We start from the raw sequence: 24,200 nt of genomic DNA on the forward strand, positions 1-24,200 counted from the left end.
CATGCCGCCGCCCCGGCCATGCCGCTCCTCCACCGCAACGGCTGACGCTGCGGCGGCGGACGCAGCCGCCACGGCCGATCCGGCGCCGGGCGCCGCCGCGCCGAACGACGCGACGTGCGAGCCGGTGTGGAGCGATCCGACGTGGGGCGACATCGCGCCAGGCGATGCCGCGCCGGACGATCCGGCATGGAGCCATGCCGCGCCAGGCCATCCCGCAACGGCCAATGTGGCCGTCGGGCACCGGGCCCTGCCCGATCCCGAAGCGGTGTTCCTCGCCTGGCTCCTGTGGCTGCCGGACGGCGCCGACCCAAGCCGCCGGGCGGACATCGAGATCGCCCGCCTGGAACGGGCCCGGCCCCACCCGGCCGTCGCCCGGCTGCTGGCGCTGTTTCGCGACGCAGCGACCGCCGGCACCGGCTGAGGCCGCGGGCGCGTCGGCGGCCGAGGCGGCCGGTCCCGGGCGTCCCGTCCGCTGCGGCGCCCTCCGGCTCCCCGCTGCGCCACCCTCCGGCTCCCCGCCCTCCTCAGAACCGGATCAAACTCCTGCTGGACAACATACCAACTGGTCGGTATGTATCTTTCACCAAGGAGGACCTCATGCCCGCCAGCGCGCGCAAGCCGGACGCCCGATCGAAGCTGCTGGATGCCGCCCTGGCGGTGATCCGCGCCAAGGGCTACGCCGCCACCACGGTGGACGAGCTGTGCGCGGCGGCCGGCGTCACCAAGGGTGCCTTCTTCCACCATTTCAAAAGCAAGGACGCGCTCGCCGTGGCCGCCGCCGACCACTGGTCGGAGACGACGGGCCGGCTGTTCGCGGCCGCCCCCTATCACGACCTTCCCGATCCGGTCGACCGGGTCCTCGGCTACGTGGCGTTCCGTAAGGCGCTGCTGCAGGGCGCCGTGGCGGAGTTCACCTGCCTCGTCGGCACCATGGTCCAGGAGACGTTCGACACGGCGCCGGCCATTCGCGACGCCTGCGAGCGCAGCATCAGCGGCCACGCGGCGACGCTGGAGGCCGACATCGAGGCGGCGCTCCGCTCCCGCGGCCTGTCGCCCGCCTGGTCGGCCGCGTCGCTGGCGCTGCACACCCAGGCAGTGCTGCAGGGCGCCTTCATCCTGGCCAAGGCCCGCGGCGACGCCAAGGTCGCCGCCGACAGCATCGACCACCTCGTCCGCTACCTGACGCTGCTGTTTTCCACCGAAACGCCCACACCCCGACACTGACCCCAACCCCCTGCGAGGATCCCGTCATGCCGCATACCATCCGTCTGCACCGCGTCATCGCCACCCGCCCCGAGAAGGTCTACCGCGCCTTCATCGAGCCCGATGCCATCGCGAGCTGGATTCCCCCCTACGGCTATCTGTGCACCGTCCACGAACTGACGGCCGAGGTCGGCGGGCGCCATCGGATGTCGTTCCGCAACTTCACCACGTCGGAGAGCCACAGCTTCGGCGGCACCTACGTCGAGCTCGAGCCCGGCGCGCGCATCGCCTACACCGACGCCTTCGACGATCCGAACCTGTCGGGCGAGATGCGCACGACGATCACGTTCACGGCCGTGTCGCTGGGCACCGAGCTCTCCGTCGAGCAGGCCGGCATCCCCGACATGATCCCGCCCGAGGCCTGCTACCTCGGCTGGCAGGATTCGCTCGACAAGCTGCAGCGGCTGGTAGTGCCGGACATCCGGCAGTAGGCGGCAGTAGGCGGCCGGAGGCCGTACAGGCCTCCCTTCCCGCCCGGGAAACCGGCGTCGGGCCGCTCGGTCTATTTGGGCTCGGCCATGCGCCGATGCATCTCGGCCAGGACGCCGTCGGGGATCAGGCCGGCGAACGTCGCCTGCACCTTGTTCATGAACCCGGTGGTCACGCCGCTGCTGCCTTTCTGCATGGCCTCGTAGCCTTTGCGGGCGACCATGGCCGGATCGTCCTTGCGGTCGCTGGAGCCGACCGGCGTCGCCTCCATGTCGGCCCGTTCGAAGAACTCGGTATCGGTGGGCCCCGGCATCAGGCAGGTGACCGAGACGTCGGTCTCCTTCAGCTCGTTGCGCAGCGCCCAGCTGAAGCTGTCGAGGAACGCCTTCGACGCGTTGTAGACGGCCTGGAAGCTGCCGGGTATGAAGCCGGCGATCGACCCGGTGATCAGGATCTTGCCCGCGTTGCGCTCCCGCATCCGTCTGCCGGCGCGGTGGATCAGCGTGACGGTGCCGGTCACGTTGACGTCGATCACCTCCTGCGCCCGCGCCAGGTCCTGGTCCAGGAAGGCGTGGCCGAGACCGCGCCCGGCGTTCGCCAGGAGCGCGTCCACCGGCCGGTCGCCGATCGCGGTCATGAGGCGTTCGACACCGTCCGGCGTCCCGAGGTCGGCCACCAGGGCTTCCACCTGCGCACCGTCGCGCCGCAGCGCGCTGGCGGCCTCCTCGATCCGCGCTTCGTCGGCGCAGATCAGCGGATCGTAGCCGTCCGCCGCGCAGCATTTGGCCAGCTCGAACCCGATGCCGGTCGAGGCACCGGTGACGACGGCAAATGGATTGGCGGTCATTGCTGCGTCTCCTGCCAGGGGTTCAGCACCACCTTGGTCCACTCGTTGGCGTCTTCCTTGAAGTGCTTGTAGCCCGTCGGCGCCTCTTCGAGCGGGAGGCGGTGGCTGATCAGGAAGGTGGTGTCGAGCTCGCCGTCCAGGATCTTCTTGAGCAGGTCGGCCCCGTAGCGCTGCACGTGGGTCTGGCCGGATTTCACCGACAGCCCCTTCTCCATCAGCGCTCCGAGCGGAAACTTGTCGACCAGGCCGCCGTAGACGCCGGGCATCGAGATCCGGCCGCCCTTGCGGCAGGCATAGATCGCCTGCCTCAGCGCATGGGCCCGGTCGGCGCCGACGCCGATCTTCTGCTTGACGGTGTCGAGAATGCCGTCGGGGGAGAAGCCGTGCGCTTCCATGCCCACCGCATCGATCACCGCGTCCGGCCCGATGCCGCCGGTCATCTCCATCAGGGCTTCGGTGACGCTGGTGCGGCTGTAGTCGATCACCTCGGCGCCCAGCTGGCGCGCGAGGCGCAGCCGGTTCGGCAGGTGATCGATGCCGATGACGGTTTCGGCGCCGAGCTTGAGCGCGCTTTGAACGGCGAACAGCCCGACCGGACCGCATCCCCAGACGGCGACGGTGTCGCCGGGCTCGATTTCGGCGTTCTCCGCCGCCATCCAGCCGGTCGGCAGGATGTCGGAGAGGAACAGCACCTTCTCGTCCTCGATCCCGTCCGGAACGACGATCGGTCCGACGTTGGAATAGGGAACCCGGACATATTGCGCCTGGCCGCCGGGATACCCGCCGGTCAGGTGGGAATAGCCGAACAGGCCGGACATCGCGTGCCCGTAGAGGGTCTCCGACATGTCCTGCTTGTCCACCGGATTGGAGTTGTCGCAGGCGGAGAACTGTTCCTTGCCGCAGAAGTAGCAGTGGCCGCAGGCAAGCACGAACGGCACCACCACCCGCTGCCCCTTCTTCAGCTTGCTTTCCGATCCGGTTTCGACCACCTCGCCCATGAACTCGTGGCCGAGGATGTCGCCGGGCAGCAGGGCCGGGATGACCCCGTCGTACAGGTGCAGATCGGAGCCGCAGATCGCGGTCGAGGTGACGCGCAGGATCACGTCCTGCGGGTTGACGATCTCCGGGTCGGGGACGGTGTCGACGCGGACGTCGTGCGAGCCATGCCAGGTGAGTGCGCGCATGGGACCGACTCCTCAGTTGGAACGCTGGTGGGTGGAGGTCGCGACCTCGCCGGTTTCCATCAGCATCTTGAAACGCTTCAGTTCGCGGCGGGTCTGGATGCCGGGCTCGCGCTGCAGGACCTTCGCGGCCAGCCGGCCCAGCCCCCCCGCGGGCGGGATGTAGGCGATCGTGGCGGTGACGATGGTGCCGCGCTCGCCCGGGGCCTTCTTGAAGGTCACCCGGCCTTCCGTGTCGATGTCCGATCCGGGGATCGAGCGCCAGGCGATCAGCCGGTTGCCGTCTTCCTCGACGATCTCGGCCTTGATCGTCACCGTGCGGCCGAGCGGCGCCTTGATCGTCCAGGCGAAGGTCTTTCCGGAGATCTGCCGGACGTCCTCGACGCTCTCCATGAACCGCGGAAGGTTCTGGAAATCGCGCCAGAAGGCGAACAGTTCCGAGCGCGGCCGGGCGATCGTCACGCTCCTGCCCACCACGGCGTAGTCGCCGAACCGCCGGCGCCGCGCCGTCCGGCCGGGGGCGGAATCGGGCGGGTGCCGCAGCTGGCGCCGCCGGGCGGCGGCGGTGCCCAGGGCCAGCCCGGCAACGGCGACCAGGCCGAGCCCGAGGGCCGCGGCCGCGCGCCCGTTTCCGTCGGCGCGCGTGAACCCGGGACGAGCGTACGACGACACCTCGCGGGCCGCCCGGCCGAGCCCGCCCAGGCTGCCGTGCGAACGATGGGACCTGCCGCGGTCGAACAGGTCGTCGGTCGGAATGCGCCATGTCATCGGCGGAAATCCTTTCCTCGAAAACAGGGACGGAGCGCCTCTGAAGTGCGCACCCGCTCTCGGCCATGAAAGGATGGACGGCGCAGAATGTTCCATCGCCGGACGCGGGGCGCGCCTCATGGTCGGCCCCGCTGCCAGGGCTTGCCGGCCTCCTGGTCAGGGGACGCTTTCGCGGGATCGGCGGCGCGTGTGGATCGGCCGGCGCGACGGCGCGGCCGGGTCCGGCCGGGCGAGCGGGAGGCGCACGGCGTGCACGCACGCGGCCGTGCCGGCGGGCTCGGCGCTCGCCACCGTGCAGGCCGGCGTCCCGGCACCCTGCCGCCAGAGGCCGGCTGTCTCGGCCGGCCGCCCGCTAGGTCCGGGCCAGCCGGCCACCGCGGGTGGTCGCTTCAGAAGGTGAAGGAAGCGCCGATGATCGGCCCCTGGATCGTCGCGTCGAATTCGAACGGGCCGTCCTGGTAGTCGACGCCGATCGCCCGATAGCCGGCAATGGCGGAGATCCGGTCGGAGAATTCGTAGCCCAGCCCTCCCAGCAGATCCCAGCCGAACTCCGAGCCTCCCCCTCCGCCCAGAGCCATGCCGGTCAGGTAGACGTGGTCGGTGAGATCGACCCGCCCCTTGAGGCCGCCCATGGCGTCGACCCAGGTGGCGTTGTCCTCGAAACCGCGGCCGTTGAGGAAACCGCCGTTGAAGGAGAGCTCGTTCCTGACGGACCAGAGCCGGGCGCCGCCCACCACGTCGAGACGGACGTTGGAGAGGTCCACGATCGAATAGCCGGCGAGTGCCGTTGCCTCCATCGCGGTCGAGCCGAAGCTCACATTGGAGGCGGCGATGCCCAGCGGGGTCGTCTCCTTCGTCGAGAGCTTCAGATAGAGGAGATCCGTGCTGAGGCTGAACCGCCCGCGGCGCGCTTCGCCGGCGACCATCACCGAAAAGTCGAGGTCGCTCAGGATGTCGGAGAAGCTCATGTCGACGTCGACGTCCGGGGCGCCGAAGGAGGCGACGCTCCCGGACAGTCCGGCCGCCCAGAAATAGGGGGCGATGCTGAGCGTCCAGGCCGGCTCGGTCGCCGCCTTCGAGGCCGGCAACGGCGCGGCGGATCCACCGAGATCGGCCGCGTGGAGCGGGTTCGCGAACATGGCAACCGCCGCGCCGACGGCGGCCACCGCCGCCCGTGACGGCATCAGGCACTGCAACGAATGGATCCGCATGTCGCCCCCGGGCGCCTCCGTCTGATGAAAAGCCTGTGGCGCCTCCAGAAGCTCCCGGCATTCGGGATCTGCACTCGGCACGGCGTCAGAATACGTCCTGTCGATCAACTGCATTCACCTGGCCGGAAGGGCTGAAACCTCGCACGACGGCATCCCCGATCAGACGGCCGCATGGATCCGCTCGGCAACGTCGCGGGCGACGTAGCGGCCCTTCCAGGAGCGCCGGGGCGAGAACAGCCAGCTGAGCGCGCTCTCGGAGAGCCACGGAAAGAAGTCGCGGGTGATCTCGGCAATGAACAGCCGGTCGCCCGGCCGCACGGAGGTGCGCAGGCTGCCGTAGATCGTGTCGGATTCGCGCGCGGTGTCGATGAGCCAGAAGTCGTCGCTCACCTGGTAGGTGTCACCGAAACGCTCGCCGAGTTCACGGTCGAAGACGCACGCTTCCGCTTCGCCGGACGCGTAGTAGATCGCGTAGACCGTCATGCCCCATCCCCTGCTGCTACCCCCGGCTTGCAACGTCCAGCGACGTCGAGGCCGCGATCGCCCCATCCCCAAGCGATATAGGCAGCAGGCAGACATCCGGCTTGGCATTTTGCGCCATGGCTAGGGGCGACGGCGGGCCCTGAACTCCGACGGCGTACAGCCCGCCCAGCTCTGGAACGCCCTGGAGAAGCTGGCGTGGTCCTCGTAGCCGAGGAGCATCGCGATTTCGACGATCGGCCGGTCCGTCTCCTGCAGCAGGCTGAGCGCGCGCGCACTGCGTGCCGCCCGCACCACCTCCCGGTAGGTGTGGCCCTTTTGACCGAGCAGGCGTTGCAGGCTCCGCACGCTGGTGCCGGCCATCCGGGCCGTCCCGTCGATGTCGCTCTGCCCGTCGAGAAGCCTGAGCGCCACGATGGCGGAAATCGAGCGGGCCGGTTCGGGCGCGCGCGACAGCACCAGGTCGGCGACGACCTCCCGCAGCGTCACGATCGGTGAACCGTTTGCGGGTTCCGGAGCGCGCCGCGCCAGGAGGTCTTCAGGGGCAAAGGCGATGCCGGTCCCGCCGCGGCCATAGCGGACCGGGACCTGCAGTCTGTCTTCGAGCAGGCGGGCGTCGGGATCGCGCGAATACGACACCTCGATCCATCTGGGCGCCCACCGGCGGCCGAGATATTCGCGCGCGACCAGCATCATCGGTCCGATCAGGTGATCGGCATGGTGGATGGAAGCCAGGCTGAAGGGCGGTCCGGCACAGCGCCAGAGCCAGTGGCCATCACCCTGCAGGAGCTCCAGCGTCCCGCTGACGGCGTGGGCGCGGAACGTCCGGCAGTACCGCTCGATCGCCGCGCCCAGCGTCGGTGCGGCCGCGCCGTAGGCGCCCCACAGACCGTAGCCCCAGGCGTTTGCCATTTCGAAGCCGACGTCGAACCCGAACGTTCGGTCGCCCAGCAGTCGGGCGCATCGCTCGAAGACGCCGATCATGGTGTTGAGCGGCATGGGCGTCTGCGGCAGGTCGATCACCGCGAGGGGAAGCCCCTCCTGCGCGAAGGCCCTCCAGAGCTCGCGCTCGCCGGCCCGCTGCTCGAAGACGGCCGGCAGCGGGCCGAAGCCGCCCGCTCGGACGAGGGACACCGACCCGTCAAATGCCATTCGCCCCCCAAACCGGCGCAGGATACGAAGTCGCAACGTCGGTCATGACCAAACTCGGCCCCGCACGCAAGCCGAACGCGCGTCCGCCGGCTACTCCTTGAATGCCGCGTCCGGGAAGTCGTGCCAGCGCTGGATCCGCCAGCCGTCCGGGCCCTTTGCCAGCCAGCCTTCGTAGTTGAGACTGGAGACGGCGCCGAACGTCTTGCCGTCCGCCGCATTGGTCAGCAGTCCGACGACGCTGACATGGGCCGTGTCGGCCGTCTGGTCGAGAAACAGGATGTTCGACATCAGGTGCCGGCGCAGGTTGCCGGAGGAGCGGAAGTCCTTCATCCGCTCCGTCCAGAACGCGCGGAAGCCGGCGCCGGTGAACGATATCGGCGTCTGGCCGGGCACGCCGGCGACGAACACCGCGTCCGGGGTGAACAGCCCCAGCCAGGCGCCGGCCTCGCCGTTGTCGTAGGCGAACGAGTAGGCGTAGATCAGGTTGGCGATCGCCGCGCGGTCGGCCACGTCGAAATCGGTGCCGCCCGGATTGCCGGCCGGCGCGTAGGTCCGCAGCGCCGCGACGTCGCCGGCAAGGGATGCCCCCTGGGGAATGGCCGTCTCGTCAGCCGCAGCGGGTCCGGCCAGACAGGCGAAAAGCTGGAGCGCCAGGGCCCCGGGCAGGAACGGCTTCATGTGTCTCTCCAGGTGGTCGCGGCAGCGCGGCAAGCTGGCCGCGCATGCGGATCGCAGGTGCGATCGGCTCCCACGCCTCGTCCGATCAGCTGGAACCAGCTGATCGGAATCGCTTCGATCCGGACGGGAACTGCGCCGGCCCGCTACTGCACCGTGTGGGTGGAGAGTTTTTCGACCCTGGTGATCCCCGGAGGCGCCCATGTTCCGATCAGCACCTCGGGACGCGGCGCGTAGAGGCGCATGGTCACGTTGAACGGCCCGCCCGGCGCCGGCAGCCAGTTGGCCTGCTTGTCCGCGCCGGGGCTGTCCGCCTGGACATAGAGATCGATCGATCCGTCGGGGTTCTTCTCGAGCGGCATCCAGCTGGACAGCGCGAACCGGTTCAGGCTGTTGGCGACCTGAAAGCCGTCGTTGTCGTAGACGGTCACCGACCAGAACGCGTCGACCGGCGGGAGCTCGGACGCTTCGAAGTGCAGGACGTAGTCGTTGGCACCGTCGAGCGGCTGGCCTTTGCCGTCGGTGAGCGCGATCGGGTAGACCGCGTCCTGCGGCACGTTGGCGCCCAGGCCGAGCTGCGCCAGGATCGCGCGCTTCAGGTAGTAGTTGCCGTAGACGCCCACCGTGTCGAGGTCCATCGACCAACCGTTGACGGTGTCCGCGATCGCGGGCGCCTTCCAGGCCATCAGCTGCTGCGCCGTCTTCGGCGCGGCCGCAATCGCCGCCTTCACGACCGGATCGGCACCGGCGACATCGAAGCTCTCGCCCCGCCGGATGCCGAGACGCGCCAGGCGCGCGACGATCGGCTGGTCGGTGGCGTGCGGATCGGCGGTCTTGAGGAGCTCGACGGCGTAGGTGAAGTAATCCGTCCCGCCCATGGTATCGACCTGGATCTTCGGCGGCGTCTTCGTGTCGACGGTCGGATCCGGCGAGAAGGGCGGCTCGGCGATCTCCTGGCCCCACTTGGAGAGGGGCGTGACCGTGTAGCCGTCCTGGATCTTGTGAACGGCCGCGTAGTCGGACGGACCGTCGGTCTTGGTGCGTCCGATGACCCAGACGTACGGCGTCGGCGCCGCGATCCTCTGGGTCTCCTCCGGGAGCCCCGCGGGGAGGTCCCGGCCCGCTTCGGGCCGCCAGCCGGGCGGGGTCACCAGAAAGTTCGCCGCCTCGGTGCCGGTGGTCCGCCAACCGGGCGAGGCGAAGACGTCCGTCCACATGTCGAGCATCGGGAGCAGGTAGTAGCGCCCGCCGGTGTCGGGCGCCGAGACGATCATCGGCTCCTCGGTCAGATCGAGAAAGGTTGAGGAATAGAGCGTGTCGAAGTTCGGCCGGACGACCGCCTTCTCGTCGGCCGACGGGTAGGCGCGCACGTTGGTGAACCAGTTCTCCGCGCCGCCGAACGGGTTCGTGGCCGGATCGAGGCTGGTCATCTGCCGCCGCGTCAGGTCCATGGTGACCAGCGGATAGAAGTAGAGATAAGCCTCCACCGCGATGGTGTTCGCGTCGTCCTGCGTGAGCTCCCGGGCCTGACCGGTCCCGGCTCCCCACAGGAGGGAGACGGCGACTGCGGCTCCCGCCATGGCTGTCTTCAACTGCATTGCGTGTCCCCCACCTCGATGGTCGTTCTGTCAATCCGGCCGGCGCGGCCCGCAGGAACGACGCCGATCGCGGTGCGCGCCTTCCGCCCGCGATGCCTCTGTCCCTCGCCGCCCCGGGCGCCGGCGGCTTCGGTCGGCGCAAGCGGCGCGTCGGAAGGCCCCGTGTGCTGTGCTCGTTGCGGATACGACGGACGGCACCCCCGTGCGGCCGTACCGGCGCACGATCCCGATCGCGGATTCGCCCTCCGGCACGGCGCGGGGGACAATGGGATCAATCCGCGCCGGGCGGCTTTGCATTTTACGCCAGGGGCACACGGGTGCAGACCGGCAGCACCGCCCGGCACGGCGCAGATCCAGGACCGGGCGTCCTGGCCGGCACGCCCGGCAAGGGGGCGATGCGGGTCGATCAGGTGCAGCGCGGGGTCTTCAACGCCGTTCCGGCCCTGCTGAGCTAGGCGGACGCCTCGACGACCACCCGGTTCCGGCCGCCCTGCTTGGCGATATACAGCGCGGTATCAGCGGCGGACATGAGCGCATTGACCGAAGACGTCAGCGTGCTGGTCGCTGCAACGCCAAGGCTCGCGGTGAACGGGATCCGCTCCATCCCCACGGTTATTTCGCTTTCGGCGATGCTTGTCCGTATGCGCTCGGAGATCTTCCGTGCCTCGTCGCGACCTGCCCCGCTCAGCAGGATCGCGAACTCCTCTCCTCCGATCCGGGCTGCGACATCGTTGCCCTGGGTGTTGGCCCTCAGAATATCCGCAAGGTTCTTGATCACTTCGTCTCCCACCGGATGGCCATACCGGTCATTGATCGACTTGAAATGATCGAGATCGAGGATGACGACGGAAAAGTCCCGGGCACTGGTCCGGTGCGCCTTGATCGCCCGATCGAGGGCTCGATAGAAGGAGCGACGATTCGCCAGTCCGCTGAGTTCGTCCAGGTTCGCAAGTTCCCTGATCCGGTCCTCCGCAGCGACCCGCCGGCGCTCGTGCATGAGGAGGATGCCCAGTAGCAAGATGCCGGCAGCTCGAAGAGCACTGGTCGGCACGAAAGCTTCGCTGAGGGCCCTCATGACGACGTCCCAGGGAAGGACGATGACGACAATGAACGTGAGGGGCGAAAGCGCGGCCAGGATGCAGATATGCGCCATGCTCACAGGGCGTCCATCGCGTCTCAGCCAATAGAAAACCGCGGCGCCGATTGCCCCGGCGAGAGCGATTCCGAGCGTTCCTGCAAGTAGCCCGGCACCGCCGATGTAGATCCGCATCCCAGCCGCCAGAGCCGTGCATATGACGGCCGCCACGGGACCACCGAACAGACCCGACAGCAGGATCATCGTCGAGCGGGCATCGACGAACACCCCCGGACGCAGTTGCACGGAGTCGGCCATCGCGAGGCATGCCCCGAAGCTGCAGATCAGGCCGATCACGACCGGCTCGGGGATCCAGAACGAGCGCTTCGGCACCACCACGTAGAGCATCGCGACGGTGGCAACGAGCGTCAGGTTGCGAAGCAGCGGAACGAACAGATCGACGGTCAATTGCAGGCCTCGCACCCCACTTGCTCATCCTCCGAGCGGGCGAGGAGAGCTCCCAACAGGTCGGATCCACACGCCCCGGAACCTAGAGGCTTTTCCGATCAGGTGGAATCACATGATCGATAGGAAATGGCTCCAGAACCAAACCCTTGAGCAATTCCTTTTCGTTCAGATCGTTTCGATCTGAACGGGGAATGCTCCCGTGGAAAGCCGGGCGAAATGTGACCGCGACGGCCGCCGCGTCGGCTTCGGCGGCGGTTGTCCGAGCCATGCCTTTCGGGGCGGACAGAATGAGAAGTGGCGACCCCGGCAGGATTCGAACCTGCGACCATCGGCTTAGAAGGCCGGTGCTCTATCCACTGAGCTACGGGGCCGTCCGGGCGCGGCCGGCGCCGGCCGGGAGATCCGGCACGGGCGGGCAGCGCGGGCGGGTCCGGGCGGACCGCCGGGCGGGGACTTGCCGCGCGCCCTGCGGACCGCCGCAAAACGCGGACTGGCACGTCCGTACCCCATCGGCGCGGAAATGGGTAGCGCCTCGGTGGCCGCGCCACCGCGCCGGGCCCGGCCTGCCGCCGCTCTCCGCCCCGGCGCCGGCGCCCGGCGGGGTCTTTCGCCGGCCGGCCGGCCGTCCTATCTTCGGGGACCACCGACCGCGCCGGGCGCCGGCGGCCCGTCCGGGCCGGCCGATGCCGGCGTTCCGCCCGCCAGGGCGGGCCCGTCCGGGTCCGTCCGCCGATCCCCTTCCGGAGTTTCCCCCGATGCAGACACGTCCCCTCGGCACCACCGGGTACGCCATCGCGCCCCTCGTCTTTGGCGGCAACGTGTTCGGCTGGACCGTCGACGAGCGCGAGAGCCACGCCCTCCTCGACCGCTTCGTCGACCAGGGCTTCAACGCCGTCGACACCGCCGACGTCTATTCGCGCTGGGTCGACGGCCATTCGGGCGGCGAATCGGAGGCGATCATCGGCAGCTGGCTGGCCGCCGATCCGTCCCGGCGCGACAGGATCGTGCTGTTCACCAAGGTCGGTTCGGACATGGGCCAGGGCGGCAAGACGCTGAAGGCGGCGTGGATCGAGGAGGCCGTCGAGGCGTCGCTGCGCCGGCTGCGGACCGACCGCATCGACCTCTATTTCTCCCACTGGCCGGATCCCGACACCCCGCACGAGGAGACGCTCGCCGCCTACGGCCGGCTGCTCGATGCCGGCAAGATCCGCGCCATCGGCGCCTCCAACTTCGACGCCGTTCAGCTCGGCGCGGCGCTGAAGGCGAGCCTCGACAACGGGCTGCCGCGCTATCAGGTGATCCAGCCGGAGTACAATCTCTATGCCCGGTCGTCGCTGGAAGGGCCGCTGCTCGACCTCGCCCGCCAGGAGCGGATGGGGGTGGTCAGCTATTTCGGCCTCGCCGCCGGCTTCCTCAGCGGCAAGTACCGCAGCGAGGCCGACCTCGCCGGCTCCTCCCGGCGCGACATGGTGCGCAAATATCTCGACGCGCGCGGCCTGCGCATCCTCGACGCCCTCGACGCGGTCGCCGATGCCCACGGCGCCCGGCCGGCGGAGGTGGCGCTCGCCTGGATCATCGCCCGCGACGGCGTCACCGCGCCGATCGCCAGCGCCACCGGCCCCGACCAGCTCGACAGCCTGGTCCGCGCCGCCCAGCTGTCGCTCGCCGCCGACGAGATCGCCCTGCTCGACGAGGCCAGCCGGCAGGACGGGCCGTAGGCCGGCACCGTCCCCCCGGCACCCGCTTCCCGGCGATCTCCCGTCAGCCCCGCATTCCGGCCATCTCCCGTCAGCGCGCGACCGCGCGCCGGCCGGTCAGGCCGCCCCCGGAGCCGGCTCGCGAAGCGAGCTCGGCGGGAGAGAGTAAGGGGCCTCTTCCCCGCAATCCCGGATGGAAAACCGCAAGTGCACTTTCCCGGGAATGCCCGTCAGCGCGCGACCGCGCGCCGGCCGGTCAGGCCGCGCCCGCGCAGCCGATGCGCGTGAGCGCATCCGGCGTGAGCGCAAAGACTAGTGACTCCAGGGCACCCGCCGGTCGGACTTGAAGTTGTCGGCGTAGGCGATCTTGCGCGGGGTGCGCTCCTGGGGCTCCTGGACGTGGTAGGCGATGCCGTGCTTCTCGGCGTAGGCGATCGCCTCCTCCTTCGTCTCGAAGCGCAGGTGGATCTGGCTCTTCATGTCGCGCGACGAGGTCCAGCCCATCAGCGGATCGATGGTGCGCGGCATCTCCGGATCGAACTCGAGCAGCCACAGATGGGTCTTGGCCCGGCCCGACTGCATGGCCGTTTTCGAGGGTCTGTAGATCCGTGCGCTCATCTGCGTCCCCATCTGCGGTCGTCGTGCGATGCGATCTTAAGCGGACACCTTGCGAGGCCGCGGTGTCCGTGGTCGGGGCAGCAAGATTCGAACTTGCGACCCCCGGCTCCCAAAGCCGGTGCTCTACCAGGCTGAGCTATACCCCGACGGCCCCTCTCCGATACACGCACCGCCCCGGCCGGGCAACCGGAGAGACGGGCGCGGCGGCGATCCCGCCCTGCCGGGCGGCCGGCGCCTCAGTTCGCCGGCGCCACCCGGCGATGCTCGATGCGGTCGCCGGGCGCGATGCCGAGCCGCGCCGCGGTGCCGCCGACCACCTCCAGCACGAACCGCACCGGCGCGCCGGACGGCACCGGCTCGGTCGACTGCGGCGTGGTGTTCTCGGCGATGGCGACGATGGTGCCGTCGGCCTTCGCGAACAGCATGTCGAGGGAGAGCGGCGTGTTCTTCATCCAGAACGACACGTCGTCCTCGCGCGCGAAGTCGAACAGCATGCCGTGGTCCGGCGCCATCTCCTCGCGGAACATCAGGCCGCGGGCCCGCTCGATGGGATCGTCGGCGATCTCCACCGTGAAGGCGTGGCTGCGGCCGTCGGCGGTGACGATGGCGAGGTCGGTGCTGGCGGCGAAGGCGCCGGCCGGCACGGCGAGGAGGAACAGGGCGAGGACTGCGCGCGCGATGACCGACATGAACGCTCCGACGAGTGAAGGACCGGCGGCCGGACCCGCGGCCGCCACCGGCAACAATGCCCGCCCCGGCGCCGATCCTCAAGCGATGCCGGTGCCGCAGGGCGGGCGCGGCGGCCGGCTCAGGCCGCCCGCACCGCCGCCGCCGGCTGGGCGTCGAGGACCGTCGCGGCGGCGTGCAGCACCGCGGCGAGCTTGATCACCGCCTGCAGCGCCTGGACGCTGGCGCCGAGCTCGCGGGCGCCCGACACGTGGGCGCCGATGCAGCTTTCGCAGCCCTTGACGGCCGAGGCGGCGAGGCCGAACAGCTCGAAGTCGCGCTGCGACAGGCCGTGCTTGCTCAGGCCGTTCATCCGCAGCCCGGCGGGAAGCCCGCTCAGCTCGGCATCGTCCGCCATGTGCAGGGCGCGGAAGTAGACGTTGGTCATCGCCATGATGGCGGCGGCGATCCGCGCGCCCTCGATCACCTGGGCGCTGGTGTTCTGGCTGGCGAGCGCCTCGATGGCGCAGGTCAGGGAGGCGTTGCGCGCAGCGATGGCGGAGGCCAGCGCGGCGCCCCATTTCTGGTCGTTTTCCAGTTCCGGAAGCCCGTCGTTGCCGAGCATCGCGCCAAGGTTCAATCGGATGTCGTGCGCCGAATCCGGCAGCTGCGCTCGGAGGCTTTCCAGGTCATTCATCGATGGTCCCCCAGCGGACGGCGGCCTCGGCCGGGTCCGGACAAACACAGGATCTCGGACGGTCCCTCCGCCGCAGCGCATCGTCTTGTTGAGATTCCGGGAGCGCTCCCGCGACCGGTCGCCCAGCGGGAAACCCCGTTGACCGTATGGTTCGGTCACCGGCCGGGACGGCCGATGACGGGTGGTCTCGCTCGTTGGGATCGGGGGGTTCCACCGGCCGGGAGCCGGCAGTCCCCGTGCTTTCTGCGTGCCCTGCCGCTTTTATCCAGTCGGCCCATCGCAGGCAATCCTTTCGCCGGCTTCCGGCCTCCTGAGGCGCCGCGTCAGGGCGCCCGGAATCCGGCGGCGCCGCCGTCGGGCCGCAGGTCGGCCGCCCGCAGGGCCTTCCGGCCGGCGCGCTGGCCCAGCCACACGCTCGCCAGCACCACCGCCGCGCCGAGCGCCTGCACCGGCGCCAGGCGCTGGCCGAGGACGGCCCAGCCGAGCAGCACCGCGCTCAGCGGGCTCAGGAAGCCGAACGCCGTCACCGTCGCCGGCCCCAGCCGGGCGATGCCGCGAAACCACAGGAAATAGGCGAGCGCCGCGCCGATCAGCCCCAGCCACGCAAGGCCGGCCAGCGCCGGCGCGGACGGCAGCGGAAACCCCGGCTCGGCCAGCAGTGCCACCGGAACCAGCAGCAGTCCGCCCGCCGTCAGCTGCCACGCGGTGAAGGTCAGCGGCGAGACCGGCGGTTGCCACCGGCGGGTCAGCACGGTGCCGGCCGCCATCGCCACCGCGCCGATGAGGGCCGCCGCCACCCCGATCGGATCCATCTCGGCCGACGGTCCGAGGATCAGCAGCGCCACCCCGCCGATGCCGGCGAGCGCGGCGACGACCCCGGCCGGCTGGATCGGCGTGCCCAGGACGGCGCGCACGAGCAGCAGCACGAGCAGCGGCTGGATCGCTCCCAGCGTCGCGGCGACGCCTCCGGGCAGCCGGTAGGCGGCGACGAAGAGCGCCGTCCAGAACAGCGAGAAGTTCAACGCGCCGAGCACGACCACCCGTCCGAGCCAGGCCCGGGGCGGGAGCCGGCGCACCACCAGCAACAGAAGAAGACCCGCCGGCAGGGCCCGCAGCATCCCCACCGTCAGCGGATAGCCGTACGGCAGCAGCTCGGTCGTCACCACGTAGGTGCTGCCCCAGATCGCCGGCGCCAGGGCGGCAAGGATGAGATCGCTCGAGCGGGTCATGGCCGGTCTCCATCTATCTTGATGTCAAGATAGATGGAGACATCTTGACGTCAAGATAAATCTGGGGGACATCAGGGCCATGGATCAGGTGGACCGCATCCTCGCCCAGTGGCGGGCCGAACGGCCCGAGCTCGACGTCGCCCCCATGGGCACCATGGGGCGCCTGAAGCGGCTGACTGTCCACCTCTCCCAGGAGGTCGAGCGGGTGATCGCCGGGCATGGGCTCAGCGCCGCGAGTTTCGACGTGCTGGCCACCCTGCGGCGCTCCGGCCCGCCCTACGCGCTCAGCCCGTCGGCGCTGATGGACTGGACGATGGTCACCTCCGGCACGATGACCAACCGGATCGACCGGCTGGAGGCCGCCGGTCTGGTCGCCCGCACGCGCAACCCCAGGGACGGTCGCGGCTTCCTCGTCGCCCTCACCGAGGCGGGATTTCGGCTGATTGACGCGGCCGTCACGGCCCATGTCGCCAATCAGCAGCGGCTGGCGGCGGCGCTCGGGCCGCAAGAGCGCGCCGATCTGGACCGCCTGCTGGCCAAATGGCTCGCCGCCTTCGAGGACCCCGCGCCGCCGGAATGACGGCACCGCCCGGCGCATTCGAGCCTGTTCCGGTCAGGTGCAATCAGCTGACCGACAAGAAATGGCTCCCGAATCGATACCCAGAGCAATTCCTCTTCGTTCGGATCGATCCGATCCGGACGGGGAACGCTCGGCGCGGCGTTGCCTAGGGTGCGTGAAGGTCAGTGCGACTGGGGGACGTTGCCGCCGGATTCCGGCCGGATGTCGGCGGCCATCAGGCCCTTCGGGCCGTCGCCGTAGCGCACGATCACCACCTGGCCCGGACGCAGCTCGGTCAGGCCGAAGCGGCGCAGCGTCTCCATGTGGATGAAGATGTCCTCGGTCCCCTCCCCGCGGGTCAGGAAACCGTAGCCCTTGGCCCGGTTGAACCATTTCACCCAGGCCTTGTCGGGTCCCTGGGTCGGCGTCACCTGGACGTGGGTGCGCGAGGGCGGCAGCTGGGAGGGATGGACCGCGGTCGATTCGTCCATGGAGAGGATGCGGAAGGCCTGCAGCCCCTTCGGCCGGTCGAGCACCTCGACCACCACGTGGGCGCCTTCGTAGGCCGTCTGGAAGCCGTCGCGCCTGAGGCAGGTGACGTGCAGGAGGATGTCCTCCATGCCGTTGTCCGGCACGATGAAACCGTACCCCTTCGAGACATCGAACCATTTGATGTGGCCCGCGACCTCGATCAGGTCGAATGCTGTTTCTTCCCCCGCGTCACCGACCACCATGTCCAGATCGGTCGACGACGCAAATTTCCCACTCATGCGGCAGAGCCCCCGTGTCCGCATACCGCGACACCGCGAACCGTCGGTAAAGAATCGTTAAGGAGGATACCATTCCCGGTTGTTCGGCGCGATATGGGGATTTGCGCATGGCCCGAACTGTGTTGAAAATGCGACAGCGTGCCATATGCGCCGCCGCGGCCGCGTTCAGCCCGCCCGCGCCGTGATTTCCAAATGTTTGGTCGCAAACGGCTTTTCGGACCGTGGCCGCGCCGGCGGCCTCACGCCTCGGCCACCGAGAGCGGCTCGAAGATCGGCCCGATGGCGCCGCGCAGCACGAAATCGGCAATCTGGTCCTGCTCGGTCGGCTCCCGATTCACGATAATCAGGGTCGCTCCGTTGCGTTTCGCCGCCAGCGGAAAGCCGGCCGCCGGATAGACGACGAGCGACGATCCGGCGACGATGAACAGATCACAATCCCCGGTTGCGATTTCGGCCCGCTCCATCTCGCGCACCGGCATCGCCTGGCCGAAGCTGATCACCCGCGCCTTCACCAGCCCCCCGCACGACAGGCAGCGGGGCGCGTGGCCGCTGGCTTCCATCTCGGCGCGCGCCTCGTCCAGGCTCATCGGGGCGCCGCAGTCGAGGCAGCCGGCCGTGGTCGCGTTGCCGTGCAGCTCGATCAGCCGATCCTCGGGCACCCCGGAGCGCTGGTGCAGCCCGTCGACGTTCTGGGTGATCACGTGGCTGGCGATGCCGCTCTTGATCAGCCCGGCCATGGCGCGGTGGGCGGCATTCGGCTGGGCGGCCTCCATCACCCCGCGCATGTCGAACCGGCGGTGCCAGTCCTCCAGCCGCGCTTCCTCGGAGGCCAGGAAGTCGTCGAAATAGACCGGCTCGCGCTGCGACCACACGCCGCCCGGGCTGCGGAAGTCCGGGATGCCGGATTCGGTGGAGATGCCGGCACCGGTGAACACCACCGCGCGGCCCGCGCCGGCGACGAGGTCGCCAAGCACCGCTCGGGCTTCGGAGAGGTCGTCGACGATCGCCATGGTCAGGTGCCTCGAAATAGCTGGGCGGATGCGCCCGGGAGCCCGTTCCGGCCAGGGCCGCGTGCCCTCACCGGCGCGAAACGGGTCCGGATTCGATACGCGCGCACTCCCGGTCGGGCCGGTTCGGCCTGGCCGATGAACGCATGAGCGATCTGGGTCTCACAGGCCCGCGCCGCAATCAAGCGGACGAACCGGCGCACCGTCCTTCACTCGCCGGCGACGAGCCGGGCCCGCGAGGCGGCCGGGATGTCCGCCGCCTGGTCGGCGGCGGCCGGCGGCCGCGCGGCAGCGCCTGCATGGGCGGCCGGCTTGCGCCAGGGCTGCGCCTTGAACCAGGCCACCGAATAGGCGACGCCGATCAGCACCAGGAAGCCGGCGACGTTGACCGCAGCCGTCGCCAGCATGGTGCGGCCGGCAAGATCGAGCACCAGTCCCGCCACCTGGGCCAGCACCATGCTGGCGAGGAACACCGCCAGCGACTGCTGGCCGACCTTGCGGGTGATCGCCACGAAGCGCGCCCAGGCGCCCGTGCCGGTCAGCCGGCGGCCACCCTCGCCCGCCGCTACCCAGGCGAGGTAGGCGAGCGCCAGGAAGTGGACGTAGCGCAGGAAGCCGAAATGGGTCTTGTCGAGCGTCGGCCAGACCGCGTCCCGGGCGTCGTAGATCCACTGGAAATTCTGCCAGCCGGTGTAGTGGGCGAACGGCACCGTCACCACGATGATGGCGGCCGCGAGCGCGATCAGCCAGCGGTCGACCGGCGGCGGCTTCAGCCAGCCCGCCATGAACGCGAAGCCGGTGAAGAACACCAGCTGCCAGGCGAACGGATTGAAGAACCAGACCCGGTCGGACCACGGCTCGGCCGGCAGGTCGACGTGGCCGGTCGTCGCCGCCAGCCACAGCGCCGCGACCGCGGCCATCGCCACCAGCGGCGACACCCGCGCCAGCCCCACCACGACCGGCATCATCAGCAGGATGACCAGATACATCGGCAGGATGTCGAAATAGTTCGGCACGTAGGTGAGCGTCATCAGCCCGACCACCGCCCGCCCGGTGTCCTCGAACAGCGGCAGCACGTACAGCCGGTCGGTGTAGTCGATCCCGGTGTCCAGCTGATTGAACGCGATCAGCAGCGTCACCGTCACGAAGAACAAGCCGATGTGGGCCCAGTAGACCTGCCACACCCGCAGCAGCGTCCGGCCGGTGCCCATCCACCACCCGTGCCGCAGGAAGGTGCCGCCGAAGGCGATCGCCGAGGCCATCCCCGAGCAGAACACGAAGATCTCCGTCGCGTCGGAAAAGCCGAAGCGGGCCGGGATCCACAGGGTCCAGGTGTTGTCCGGCACGTGCGCCACGAAGATGATGAACATGCCCAGCCCGCGAAAGAAATCGAGCCGGGGGTCGCGCGGACGGGATGCAGCGGGTGTGGTCAACGGCCTCTCCGGGGGCGGGATCCGCGCGCGGGGCCGGTCGGGGGCGAACGGCGGTGCGGGCGTCTCGAAGGTTGCTTTTGCCGGATCGCGGCGCCGGCTTCAACGGGGCGCGCTCCAACGGCACCCGTTCGGACGGCCGAAGCCCGGGCCCGACCGGGTGCGGCGGGTGCGGCCCCTGCCGGGATGGGAGGCCGGCGCGCAGCCGCGTGCCGGCCGGACCCCGCCACCGTCCGCTCCCGGCTCAGACCGCCGCGTGCAGGCGCGGTTCCGCCCGCGCCGTCGCGGCGATCGCGTCCTCGATGCGGGCCAGCCGCGAGGTGGCGAACGCGTCGACGGCGCCGCGGAACGTCACCCGGTCGCTCACAAGGCCGCGCGCCTCGTGCAGCAGGCCGGCGCGGATCGCCGCCTCGATCGCCAGCCGCTCGAACACGTCGCGCTGGGCGTGGCTGCCGCCGATCGACTGCATCCGCGGCCGGCAGCTCTGGAAGGCGCGGTGCGCCGCCCGGTAGTCGCCGGCCCGGAAGGCGGCGAGCGCCGTGGCCGCCGCGACGCCCGGATCGGCGGTCACCCGGCCCATCTCGTCCTCGGCCCGCGTCGCGTCGGCCTGCATCCGCGCCACGAGCCGCGCCGCGCTCTCGGTCCGGTCGCCGCCGCACAGCGCCAGCAGATAGTGCAGGTCGGCGAACACCAGGCAGCCGTCGTCGGTGCGCCCCTCGCTGATCGTCGCCAGCTCCTCCCAGCGGCTGCCCACGTCGACGCCCTCGATCTCCAGCCGCGACAGCAGCGAGGCGCCGTTGGCGATGTCGCGGAAGTCGTCGGTGTGGTCGGGCCGCACCGCGTCGTCGTAGAGCGCCAGCACCGCGTCGATCTCGCCGAGGTCGAGGTGGAACAGCGCCTTGTGCCACCACACGTGGTAGCGGAAATTGTTGCAGTGGCCGAACGCCGCGTGGCGGCCGTCGAGCCAGGCGACCCCGGCCGCGGCCCGGCCGGTCATGTCGTGGACGTGCGCCACCGCGTGCAGGCCCCAGGCGTCGTCGGGGGCGAGCTCCAGCGCCCGGCGCCCCGCGAATTCGGCCGCCGCGAAGGCGCCGGTCTCCTCCAGCGCGAAGGCGTGGCAGCCGTGCACGTAGCCGGCCGCCGGGTGGCCGTCGTCGTAGGCCTCGATGACGTCCTCGATGGAGCGGCGCATGCCGCCGGCATCGCCCAGCATGAAGCGGATCTGGTGCACGAGCTTCAGCGTCAGCGCGTCGGCGGGATGATCGGCGAGCGTCCGGTCGAGGCGGTCGGCGGCCGCACTCGGCCGCCCGTCCAGCCAGTCGGCCAGCGCCTCCACGTAGGCCGTCTCGCGCGCCGTCGCGCCGGCCCGGGCCGTCGCCGCGCGCGCCGCCGCCAGCGCCGCGCCGGCCGGCGCGACCATCTCGCGCCGCGCCAGCAGCAGGCAGAACAGCCCGCGGGCGGCGTGGCCCATGGCGAAGTCCGGGCCGTGGGCCAGCGTGTCGGCCAGGTGGCCGGGCGTGGCGTCGCCGTGCGCCAGGAACGTCCGCGCGGTGGCCGACCAGGACGCCGCCGCCGCCCCGCCCGCCAGCGTGAGGGGGTACCCGAAGAGATCCGTTGCGCGCATCGACACTTCCCTGACCAACTGACCCACGTCCGCCCGTTGCAGCCTGCGGGCCAACCCGGCGACCGGAGGACCCGGCGGCCGGACGGGCCGGCGCGCCGCAACCGGATACTCCGCTACCGTAGAAACCCCGCGATGCGGCGTCGCGTCACGACCGCTCACACCTCGGTGACATGGCGCCCGCGGTTCAGCCGCCAGATCGACACGGTCAGCGCCGCCGCGAAGGACACCCACAGCAGGTACGGCACCAGCAGGAACGCCGCCGTCAGGCTGAGCGTGGAAAACGCGACGATGGTGGCCACGATGGCGACCCACAGGGCGGCGATGTCGAGGGTCGCGAGGTCCGGCCGCTTCGCCCCGAAGAAGATCGGCGACCACAGCCCGTTCAGGACGATCTGCAGGAAGTACAGCGCGAACGCCCACGGCGCGCCGGCGAACCCCACCTTGTACCAGACGACGAAGCCGGAGATCGCGATCATCAGGTAGAGCAGCGCCCAGGCCGGCGCGAACACCCAGTCCGGCGGCGTGAAGCCCGGCTTGTCGATCGTCCGGTACCAGTCGCCCGGCCGGAACACCGCGCCGGTCGCCGCCGCCGCCCCCACGGCCGCAAGGAACAGGACAAGCACGAGGAGGGAGACAAGCATCGGGTCGGCTTCCTTGAAGCGGCTGCAGGGTGTCGCGCCCTTGCGCTGTAAACGCATGAGAGTGCGCAGAAGATCACCCGGCCGTTTCTCTTTTTCGTGACCGCCGCCGACGCCGGTTGCAAAGCGATTCCAATTGGTTGCGCGTCGGTGCGCAGGCTGTGCGCAGCGCTGCCCGTGCGCAGGATAGCGCAGTTTGGTGCACTTCGGCTGCGCACGCGCTGCGCACTGCCGCAACCCGTTGAGAAGCTTAGGCTTTCCGGGAAAGCGCAGCGGCGCGGATCGCCGCCAGCGTGGTCGCCGGCGTGATCGCCTCCGGGTCGGTCTTCAGGTGCAGGAGCGCAAGCCGCCCCGACGCCACCGCCGCCTCGAATGCCGGCTCGAACTCGGCGTCGGTCTCCACGCGCGCGGTGAACGCCCCGTAGGCCGCCCCCAGCATCGCGAAGTCCGGGTTGACCAGCCCGGTCGCCGACACCCGGCCCGGATACTCCCGCTCCTGGTGCATGCGGATGGTGCCGTAGATGCCGTTGTCGACGACGATGACGATCACCGCCGCCCCCGCCTCGGCCGCGGTGCCGAGCTCCTGGATGGTCATCTGCAGGTCGCCGTCGCCGGCCACGCACACCACCATGCGCTCCGGATGCCGGATCTTCGCGGCAATCGCCGCCGGCAGCCCGTAGCCCATGGTGCCGGACGCCGGCGCGAGCTCGGTGCCGAGCCGCCGGTAGTGGTGGAACCGGTGCACCCAGCCGGCGAAGTTGCCGGCGCCGTTGGCGACGATCGCATCCTCCGGAAGATGCCGCTCCAGCACCGCCATCACCGCCCCCATCTCGACCGCACCCGGCGAGCGCGTCGGCTCCGACCACGAAAGGAACGCCGCGTGCGCCGCGTGCGCCTCCCCCGCCCAGGCCGGCGCGTTGGGCGGCCTGAGCCCCCGCCACGCCGCCAGGAACGCCCCCGGCGTCGCCACGATCCCAAGCGCCGGCTGGTAGACCCGGCCGATCTCCTCGGCGCCCGGATGGACGTGGACGAGGCGCTGGCGCGGCACCGGGATGTCGAACAGCGTGTAGCCCTGGGACGGCATCTCCGACATCCGGTCGCCCACCAAAATCACCAGGTCGGCCCCGTCGATGCGCGCCTTCAGCGCCGGGTTCGGGCCGATGCCCACGTCGCCGGCGTAGTTCGGATGGCGGTTGTCGATCAGCTCCTGGCGGCGGAAGGCGGTGGCGACCGGCAGCTCCCATGCCTCGGCCACGGCGGCGAGTGCCTCCACCGCGTGGTCGTCCCAGCGCGAGCCGCCGACGATGGCGATGGGTCGTTCGGCATCCGACAGCAGCGCCGCGAACCGGCTGATCTCGGCGGCCGACGGCGCCGGCTCCGGCACCGGCCCGGCGGCAACGGCCGCCACGCTCGCCCGCTCGCGCAGCATGTCCTCCGGCAGCGCCAGCACCACCGGGCCCGGCCGGCCGGCCATGGCGGTGGCGAAGGCGCGGGCCACCATCTCCGGGATGCGGTCGGCGCTGTCGATCTCCGCCACCCACTTGGCCATGCCGGAGAACATGCCGACGAAGTCCACCTCCTGGAAGGCGTCGCGGCCGCGCATCCCCCGGCCGATCTGGCCGACGAACAGGATCATCGGGGTGGAATCCTGCTGGGCGACGTGGACGCCAGCGGCCGCGTTGGTGGCGCCGGGGCCGCGGGTGACGAAGGCGATCCCCGGCCGCCCGGTCATCTTCCCCCACGCCTCGGCCATGAACGCCACACCGCCCTCCTGGCGCCCGACGGTGACCGGAATGTCGGCGTCGAAGAACGCATCCAGCGCCGCCAGATAGCTTTCGCCGGGAATGCAGAACACCCGCTCGACGGCGTTCGCGGCCAGACAGTCGACCAGGATCTCCCCGCCGGTGCGGGGGGACAGGGCGGAGGGGGTGTCGGAGGGGGGCATGGGAGGGACTCAGTCTTGATTATAAAGCCGCAGTTGTACAAGTGCTTACGCCCTACAGTCGACGCGCTTCGCATGCGTAGAGGTGGCTCGGTTTGTCTGAACAGTTTCCGGGCGATCGCTAAGTGGATTTCTGCCTTGGTTAGGCTGCCATCGTGATTGGTGGCAGCGCATTG

Annotated in this window: 25 protein-coding genes and 2 tRNA genes; 6 read left to right on the forward strand and 21 right to left on the reverse strand. The window is 70.3% G+C overall.

Annotated elements, in window-relative coordinates; genetic code table 11:
- Position 1 precedes the first annotated feature (1 nt).
- From ACSSVZ_RS16120 to ACSSVZ_RS16130, 3 genes are all read left to right on the forward strand, one after another.
- Positions 2 to 421 (forward strand): hypothetical protein, encoded by a 420-nt coding sequence (locus ACSSVZ_RS16120; protein WP_453971636.1) that lies wholly within the window; start codon positions 2 to 4, stop codon positions 419 to 421.
- Positions 422 to 597: 176 nt separating this feature from the next.
- Positions 598 to 1,224 (forward strand): TetR/AcrR family transcriptional regulator, encoded by a 627-nt coding sequence (locus ACSSVZ_RS16125; protein ID WP_453971638.1) that lies wholly within the window; start codon positions 598 to 600, stop codon positions 1,222 to 1,224.
- A 26-nt stretch (positions 1,225 to 1,250) separates the two neighbouring features.
- Complete coding sequence (locus tag ACSSVZ_RS16130; RefSeq protein ID WP_453971640.1) at positions 1,251 to 1,694, forward strand: SRPBCC family protein; 444 nt, start codon at positions 1,251 to 1,253, stop codon at positions 1,692 to 1,694.
- 71 nt (positions 1,695 to 1,765) lie between these two features.
- Here ACSSVZ_RS16130 and ACSSVZ_RS16135 read toward each other — a convergent pair whose 3' ends face one another.
- The 8 genes from ACSSVZ_RS16135 to ACSSVZ_RS16170 form a co-directional block, all read right to left on the reverse strand.
- Complete coding sequence (locus tag ACSSVZ_RS16135; protein ID WP_453971641.1) at positions 1,766 to 2,539, reverse strand: SDR family NAD(P)-dependent oxidoreductase; 774 nt, start codon at positions 2,537 to 2,539, stop codon at positions 1,766 to 1,768.
- The gene (locus tag ACSSVZ_RS16140; protein WP_453971642.1) at positions 2,536 to 3,723 is read right to left on the reverse strand and encodes a zinc-dependent alcohol dehydrogenase; all 1,188 of its coding nucleotides are present in this window, start codon (positions 3,721 to 3,723) and stop codon (positions 2,536 to 2,538) included. Before ACSSVZ_RS16140 ends, ACSSVZ_RS16135 begins: the two co-directional genes overlap by 4 nt.
- Positions 3,724 to 3,735: 12 nt before the next feature.
- The gene (locus ACSSVZ_RS16145; RefSeq protein ID WP_453971643.1) at positions 3,736 to 4,488 is read right to left on the reverse strand and encodes an SRPBCC family protein; all 753 of its coding nucleotides are present in this window, start codon (positions 4,486 to 4,488) and stop codon (positions 3,736 to 3,738) included.
- A gap of 389 nt (positions 4,489 to 4,877) precedes the next feature.
- The gene (locus ACSSVZ_RS16150) at positions 4,878 to 5,699 is read right to left on the reverse strand and encodes a hypothetical protein (protein WP_453971644.1); all 822 of its coding nucleotides are present in this window, start codon (positions 5,697 to 5,699) and stop codon (positions 4,878 to 4,880) included.
- Between the two features lie 159 nt (positions 5,700 to 5,858).
- On the reverse strand, positions 5,859 to 6,182 hold the full coding sequence (locus ACSSVZ_RS16155; protein ID WP_453971646.1) for a hypothetical protein: 324 nt from the start codon (positions 6,180 to 6,182) through the stop codon (positions 5,859 to 5,861).
- 120 nt (positions 6,183 to 6,302) lie between these two features.
- Entirely contained in the window at positions 6,303 to 7,331 is a 1,029-nt protein-coding gene (locus ACSSVZ_RS16160) for an AraC family transcriptional regulator ligand-binding domain-containing protein (RefSeq protein WP_453971648.1), read from the reverse strand.
- Between the two features lie 90 nt (positions 7,332 to 7,421).
- Positions 7,422 to 8,009, reverse strand: coding sequence for a nuclear transport factor 2 family protein (locus ACSSVZ_RS16165; RefSeq protein ID WP_453971650.1), 588 nt, complete (start codon positions 8,007 to 8,009; stop codon positions 7,422 to 7,424).
- A 143-nt stretch (positions 8,010 to 8,152) separates the two neighbouring features.
- Complete coding sequence (locus tag ACSSVZ_RS16170; RefSeq protein ID WP_453971652.1) at positions 8,153 to 9,586, reverse strand: DUF1254 domain-containing protein; 1,434 nt, start codon at positions 9,584 to 9,586, stop codon at positions 8,153 to 8,155.
- Between the two features lie 335 nt (positions 9,587 to 9,921).
- Between ACSSVZ_RS16170 and ACSSVZ_RS16175 the strand changes: the two genes are divergently transcribed.
- Complete coding sequence (locus ACSSVZ_RS16175) at positions 9,922 to 10,059, forward strand: hypothetical protein (RefSeq protein ID WP_453971653.1); 138 nt, start codon at positions 9,922 to 9,924, stop codon at positions 10,057 to 10,059.
- Here the strand turns inward: ACSSVZ_RS16175 and ACSSVZ_RS16180 are convergent.
- Positions 10,056 to 11,147, reverse strand: coding sequence for a GGDEF domain-containing protein (locus ACSSVZ_RS16180; protein ID WP_453971655.1), 1,092 nt, complete (start codon positions 11,145 to 11,147; stop codon positions 10,056 to 10,058). The two genes, ACSSVZ_RS16175 and ACSSVZ_RS16180, sit on opposite strands and share 4 nt — an antisense overlap.
- 295 nt (positions 11,148 to 11,442) lie before the next feature.
- Positions 11,443 to 11,518 (reverse strand) — tRNA-Arg (locus ACSSVZ_RS16185).
- A 384-nt stretch (positions 11,519 to 11,902) separates the two neighbouring features.
- On the opposite strand from ACSSVZ_RS16185, the gene ACSSVZ_RS16190 reads away from it, so the two are divergent.
- Positions 11,903 to 12,865, forward strand: a complete 963-nt coding sequence (locus ACSSVZ_RS16190; protein WP_453971657.1) for an aldo/keto reductase — start codon at positions 11,903 to 11,905, stop codon at positions 12,863 to 12,865.
- A 291-nt stretch (positions 12,866 to 13,156) separates the two neighbouring features.
- Here the strand turns inward: ACSSVZ_RS16190 and ACSSVZ_RS16195 are convergent, their stop codons facing one another.
- The 5 genes from ACSSVZ_RS16195 to ACSSVZ_RS16215 all read right to left on the reverse strand — a co-directional run bounded on the left by ACSSVZ_RS16195 (position 13,157) and on the right by ACSSVZ_RS16215 (position 16,054).
- Positions 13,157 to 13,462 (reverse strand): ETC complex I subunit, encoded by a 306-nt coding sequence (locus ACSSVZ_RS16195; RefSeq protein WP_453971659.1) that lies wholly within the window; start codon positions 13,460 to 13,462, stop codon positions 13,157 to 13,159.
- Between the two features lie 69 nt (positions 13,463 to 13,531).
- Positions 13,532 to 13,608, reverse strand: a tRNA-Pro gene (locus ACSSVZ_RS16200).
- Between the two features lie 90 nt (positions 13,609 to 13,698).
- On the reverse strand, positions 13,699 to 14,151 hold the full coding sequence (locus tag ACSSVZ_RS16205; RefSeq protein ID WP_453971660.1) for a DUF192 domain-containing protein: 453 nt from the start codon (positions 14,149 to 14,151) through the stop codon (positions 13,699 to 13,701).
- A 119-nt stretch (positions 14,152 to 14,270) separates the two neighbouring features.
- On the reverse strand, positions 14,271 to 14,825 hold the full coding sequence (locus tag ACSSVZ_RS16210) for a carboxymuconolactone decarboxylase family protein (protein WP_453971662.1): 555 nt from the start codon (positions 14,823 to 14,825) through the stop codon (positions 14,271 to 14,273).
- 323 nt (positions 14,826 to 15,148) lie between these two features.
- On the reverse strand, positions 15,149 to 16,054 hold the full coding sequence (locus tag ACSSVZ_RS16215; protein WP_453971663.1) for an EamA family transporter: 906 nt from the start codon (positions 16,052 to 16,054) through the stop codon (positions 15,149 to 15,151).
- A gap of 79 nt (positions 16,055 to 16,133) precedes the next feature.
- Between ACSSVZ_RS16215 and ACSSVZ_RS16220 the strand changes: the two genes are divergently transcribed.
- A complete protein-coding gene (locus tag ACSSVZ_RS16220; RefSeq protein WP_453971665.1) occupies positions 16,134 to 16,634 on the forward strand; it encodes a MarR family winged helix-turn-helix transcriptional regulator in 501 nt (166 codons plus the stop codon).
- 161 nt (positions 16,635 to 16,795) lie between these two features.
- Here the strand turns inward: ACSSVZ_RS16220 and ACSSVZ_RS16225 are convergent, their stop codons facing one another.
- From ACSSVZ_RS16225 to ACSSVZ_RS16250, 6 genes are all read right to left on the reverse strand, one after another.
- The gene (locus ACSSVZ_RS16225) at positions 16,796 to 17,347 is read right to left on the reverse strand and encodes a cold-shock protein (protein ID WP_453971689.1); all 552 of its coding nucleotides are present in this window, start codon (positions 17,345 to 17,347) and stop codon (positions 16,796 to 16,798) included.
- Positions 17,348 to 17,622: 275 nt separating this feature from the next.
- Positions 17,623 to 18,393: an SIR2 family NAD-dependent protein deacylase gene (locus tag ACSSVZ_RS16230; protein ID WP_453971667.1), complete on the reverse strand. Its 771-nt coding sequence runs from the start codon at positions 18,391 to 18,393 to the stop codon at positions 17,623 to 17,625.
- 206 nt (positions 18,394 to 18,599) lie between these two features.
- Entirely contained in the window at positions 18,600 to 19,823 is a 1,224-nt protein-coding gene (locus ACSSVZ_RS16235; protein WP_453971669.1) for an OpgC family protein, read from the reverse strand.
- A 241-nt stretch (positions 19,824 to 20,064) separates the two neighbouring features.
- The gene (locus ACSSVZ_RS16240; RefSeq protein ID WP_453971671.1) at positions 20,065 to 21,444 is read right to left on the reverse strand and encodes a tetratricopeptide repeat protein; all 1,380 of its coding nucleotides are present in this window, start codon (positions 21,442 to 21,444) and stop codon (positions 20,065 to 20,067) included.
- A gap of 155 nt (positions 21,445 to 21,599) precedes the next feature.
- Positions 21,600 to 22,085, reverse strand: a complete 486-nt coding sequence (locus ACSSVZ_RS16245) for a TspO/MBR family protein (RefSeq protein WP_453971672.1) — start codon at positions 22,083 to 22,085, stop codon at positions 21,600 to 21,602.
- A gap of 247 nt (positions 22,086 to 22,332) precedes the next feature.
- Positions 22,333 to 24,027 carry a thiamine pyrophosphate-binding protein gene (locus ACSSVZ_RS16250; RefSeq protein WP_453971673.1) on the reverse strand — a complete coding sequence of 565 codons (1,695 nt, stop codon included), beginning with the start codon at positions 24,025 to 24,027 and terminating at the stop codon, positions 22,333 to 22,335.
- Between the last annotated feature and the right edge of the window lie 173 nt (positions 24,028 to 24,200).

The organism is Amorphus sp. MBR-141 (assembly GCF_053628695.1).

What these genes read in the sequence shown, in the direction of transcription:
- ACSSVZ_RS16145 (WP_453971643.1), bottom strand. Translation starts at nt 4,488, where the DNA reads ATGACATGGCGCATTCCGACCGACGACCTGTTCGACCGCGGCAGGTCC.
- ACSSVZ_RS16150 (WP_453971644.1), bottom strand. Translation starts at nt 5,699, where the DNA reads ATGCGGATCCATTCGTTGCAGTGCCTGATGCCGTCACGGGCGGCGGTG.
- ACSSVZ_RS16195 (WP_453971659.1), bottom strand. Translation starts at nt 13,462, where the DNA reads ATGAGCGCACGGATCTACAGACCCTCGAAAACGGCCATGCAGTCGGGC.
- ACSSVZ_RS16245 (WP_453971672.1), bottom strand. Translation starts at nt 22,085, where the DNA reads ATGCTTGTCTCCCTCCTCGTGCTTGTCCTGTTCCTTGCGGCCGTGGGG.
- ACSSVZ_RS16225 (WP_453971689.1), bottom strand. Translation starts at nt 17,347, where the DNA reads ATGGTGGTCGGTGACGCGGGGGAAGAAACAGCATTCGACCTGATCGAG.
- ACSSVZ_RS16160 (WP_453971648.1), bottom strand. Translation starts at nt 7,331, where the DNA reads ATGGCATTTGACGGGTCGGTGTCCCTCGTCCGAGCGGGCGGCTTCGGC.
- ACSSVZ_RS16130 (WP_453971640.1), top strand. Translation starts at nt 1,251, where the DNA reads ATGCCGCATACCATCCGTCTGCACCGCGTCATCGCCACCCGCCCCGAG.
- ACSSVZ_RS16125 (WP_453971638.1), top strand. Translation starts at nt 598, where the DNA reads ATGCCCGCCAGCGCGCGCAAGCCGGACGCCCGATCGAAGCTGCTGGAT.
- ACSSVZ_RS16120 (WP_453971636.1), top strand. Translation starts at nt 2, where the DNA reads ATGCCGCCGCCCCGGCCATGCCGCTCCTCCACCGCAACGGCTGACGCT.
- ACSSVZ_RS16135 (WP_453971641.1), bottom strand. Translation starts at nt 2,539, where the DNA reads ATGACCGCCAATCCATTTGCCGTCGTCACCGGTGCCTCGACCGGCATC.
- ACSSVZ_RS16140 (WP_453971642.1), bottom strand. Translation starts at nt 3,723, where the DNA reads ATGCGCGCACTCACCTGGCATGGCTCGCACGACGTCCGCGTCGACACC.
- ACSSVZ_RS16220 (WP_453971665.1), top strand. Translation starts at nt 16,134, where the DNA reads ATGGATCAGGTGGACCGCATCCTCGCCCAGTGGCGGGCCGAACGGCCC.
- ACSSVZ_RS16210 (WP_453971662.1), bottom strand. Translation starts at nt 14,825, where the DNA reads ATGAATGACCTGGAAAGCCTCCGAGCGCAGCTGCCGGATTCGGCGCAC.
- ACSSVZ_RS16215 (WP_453971663.1), bottom strand. Translation starts at nt 16,054, where the DNA reads ATGACCCGCTCGAGCGATCTCATCCTTGCCGCCCTGGCGCCGGCGATC.
- ACSSVZ_RS16165 (WP_453971650.1), bottom strand. Translation starts at nt 8,009, where the DNA reads ATGAAGCCGTTCCTGCCCGGGGCCCTGGCGCTCCAGCTTTTCGCCTGT.
- ACSSVZ_RS16190 (WP_453971657.1), top strand. Translation starts at nt 11,903, where the DNA reads ATGCAGACACGTCCCCTCGGCACCACCGGGTACGCCATCGCGCCCCTC.
- ACSSVZ_RS16205 (WP_453971660.1), bottom strand. Translation starts at nt 14,151, where the DNA reads ATGTCGGTCATCGCGCGCGCAGTCCTCGCCCTGTTCCTCCTCGCCGTG.
- ACSSVZ_RS16170 (WP_453971652.1), bottom strand. Translation starts at nt 9,586, where the DNA reads ATGGCGGGAGCCGCAGTCGCCGTCTCCCTCCTGTGGGGAGCCGGGACC.
- ACSSVZ_RS16240 (WP_453971671.1), bottom strand. Translation starts at nt 21,444, where the DNA reads ATGCGCGCAACGGATCTCTTCGGGTACCCCCTCACGCTGGCGGGCGGG.
- ACSSVZ_RS16230 (WP_453971667.1), bottom strand. Translation starts at nt 18,393, where the DNA reads ATGGCGATCGTCGACGACCTCTCCGAAGCCCGAGCGGTGCTTGGCGAC.
- ACSSVZ_RS16155 (WP_453971646.1), bottom strand. Translation starts at nt 6,182, where the DNA reads ATGACGGTCTACGCGATCTACTACGCGTCCGGCGAAGCGGAAGCGTGC.
- ACSSVZ_RS16250 (WP_453971673.1), bottom strand. Translation starts at nt 24,027, where the DNA reads ATGCCCCCCTCCGACACCCCCTCCGCCCTGTCCCCCCGCACCGGCGGG.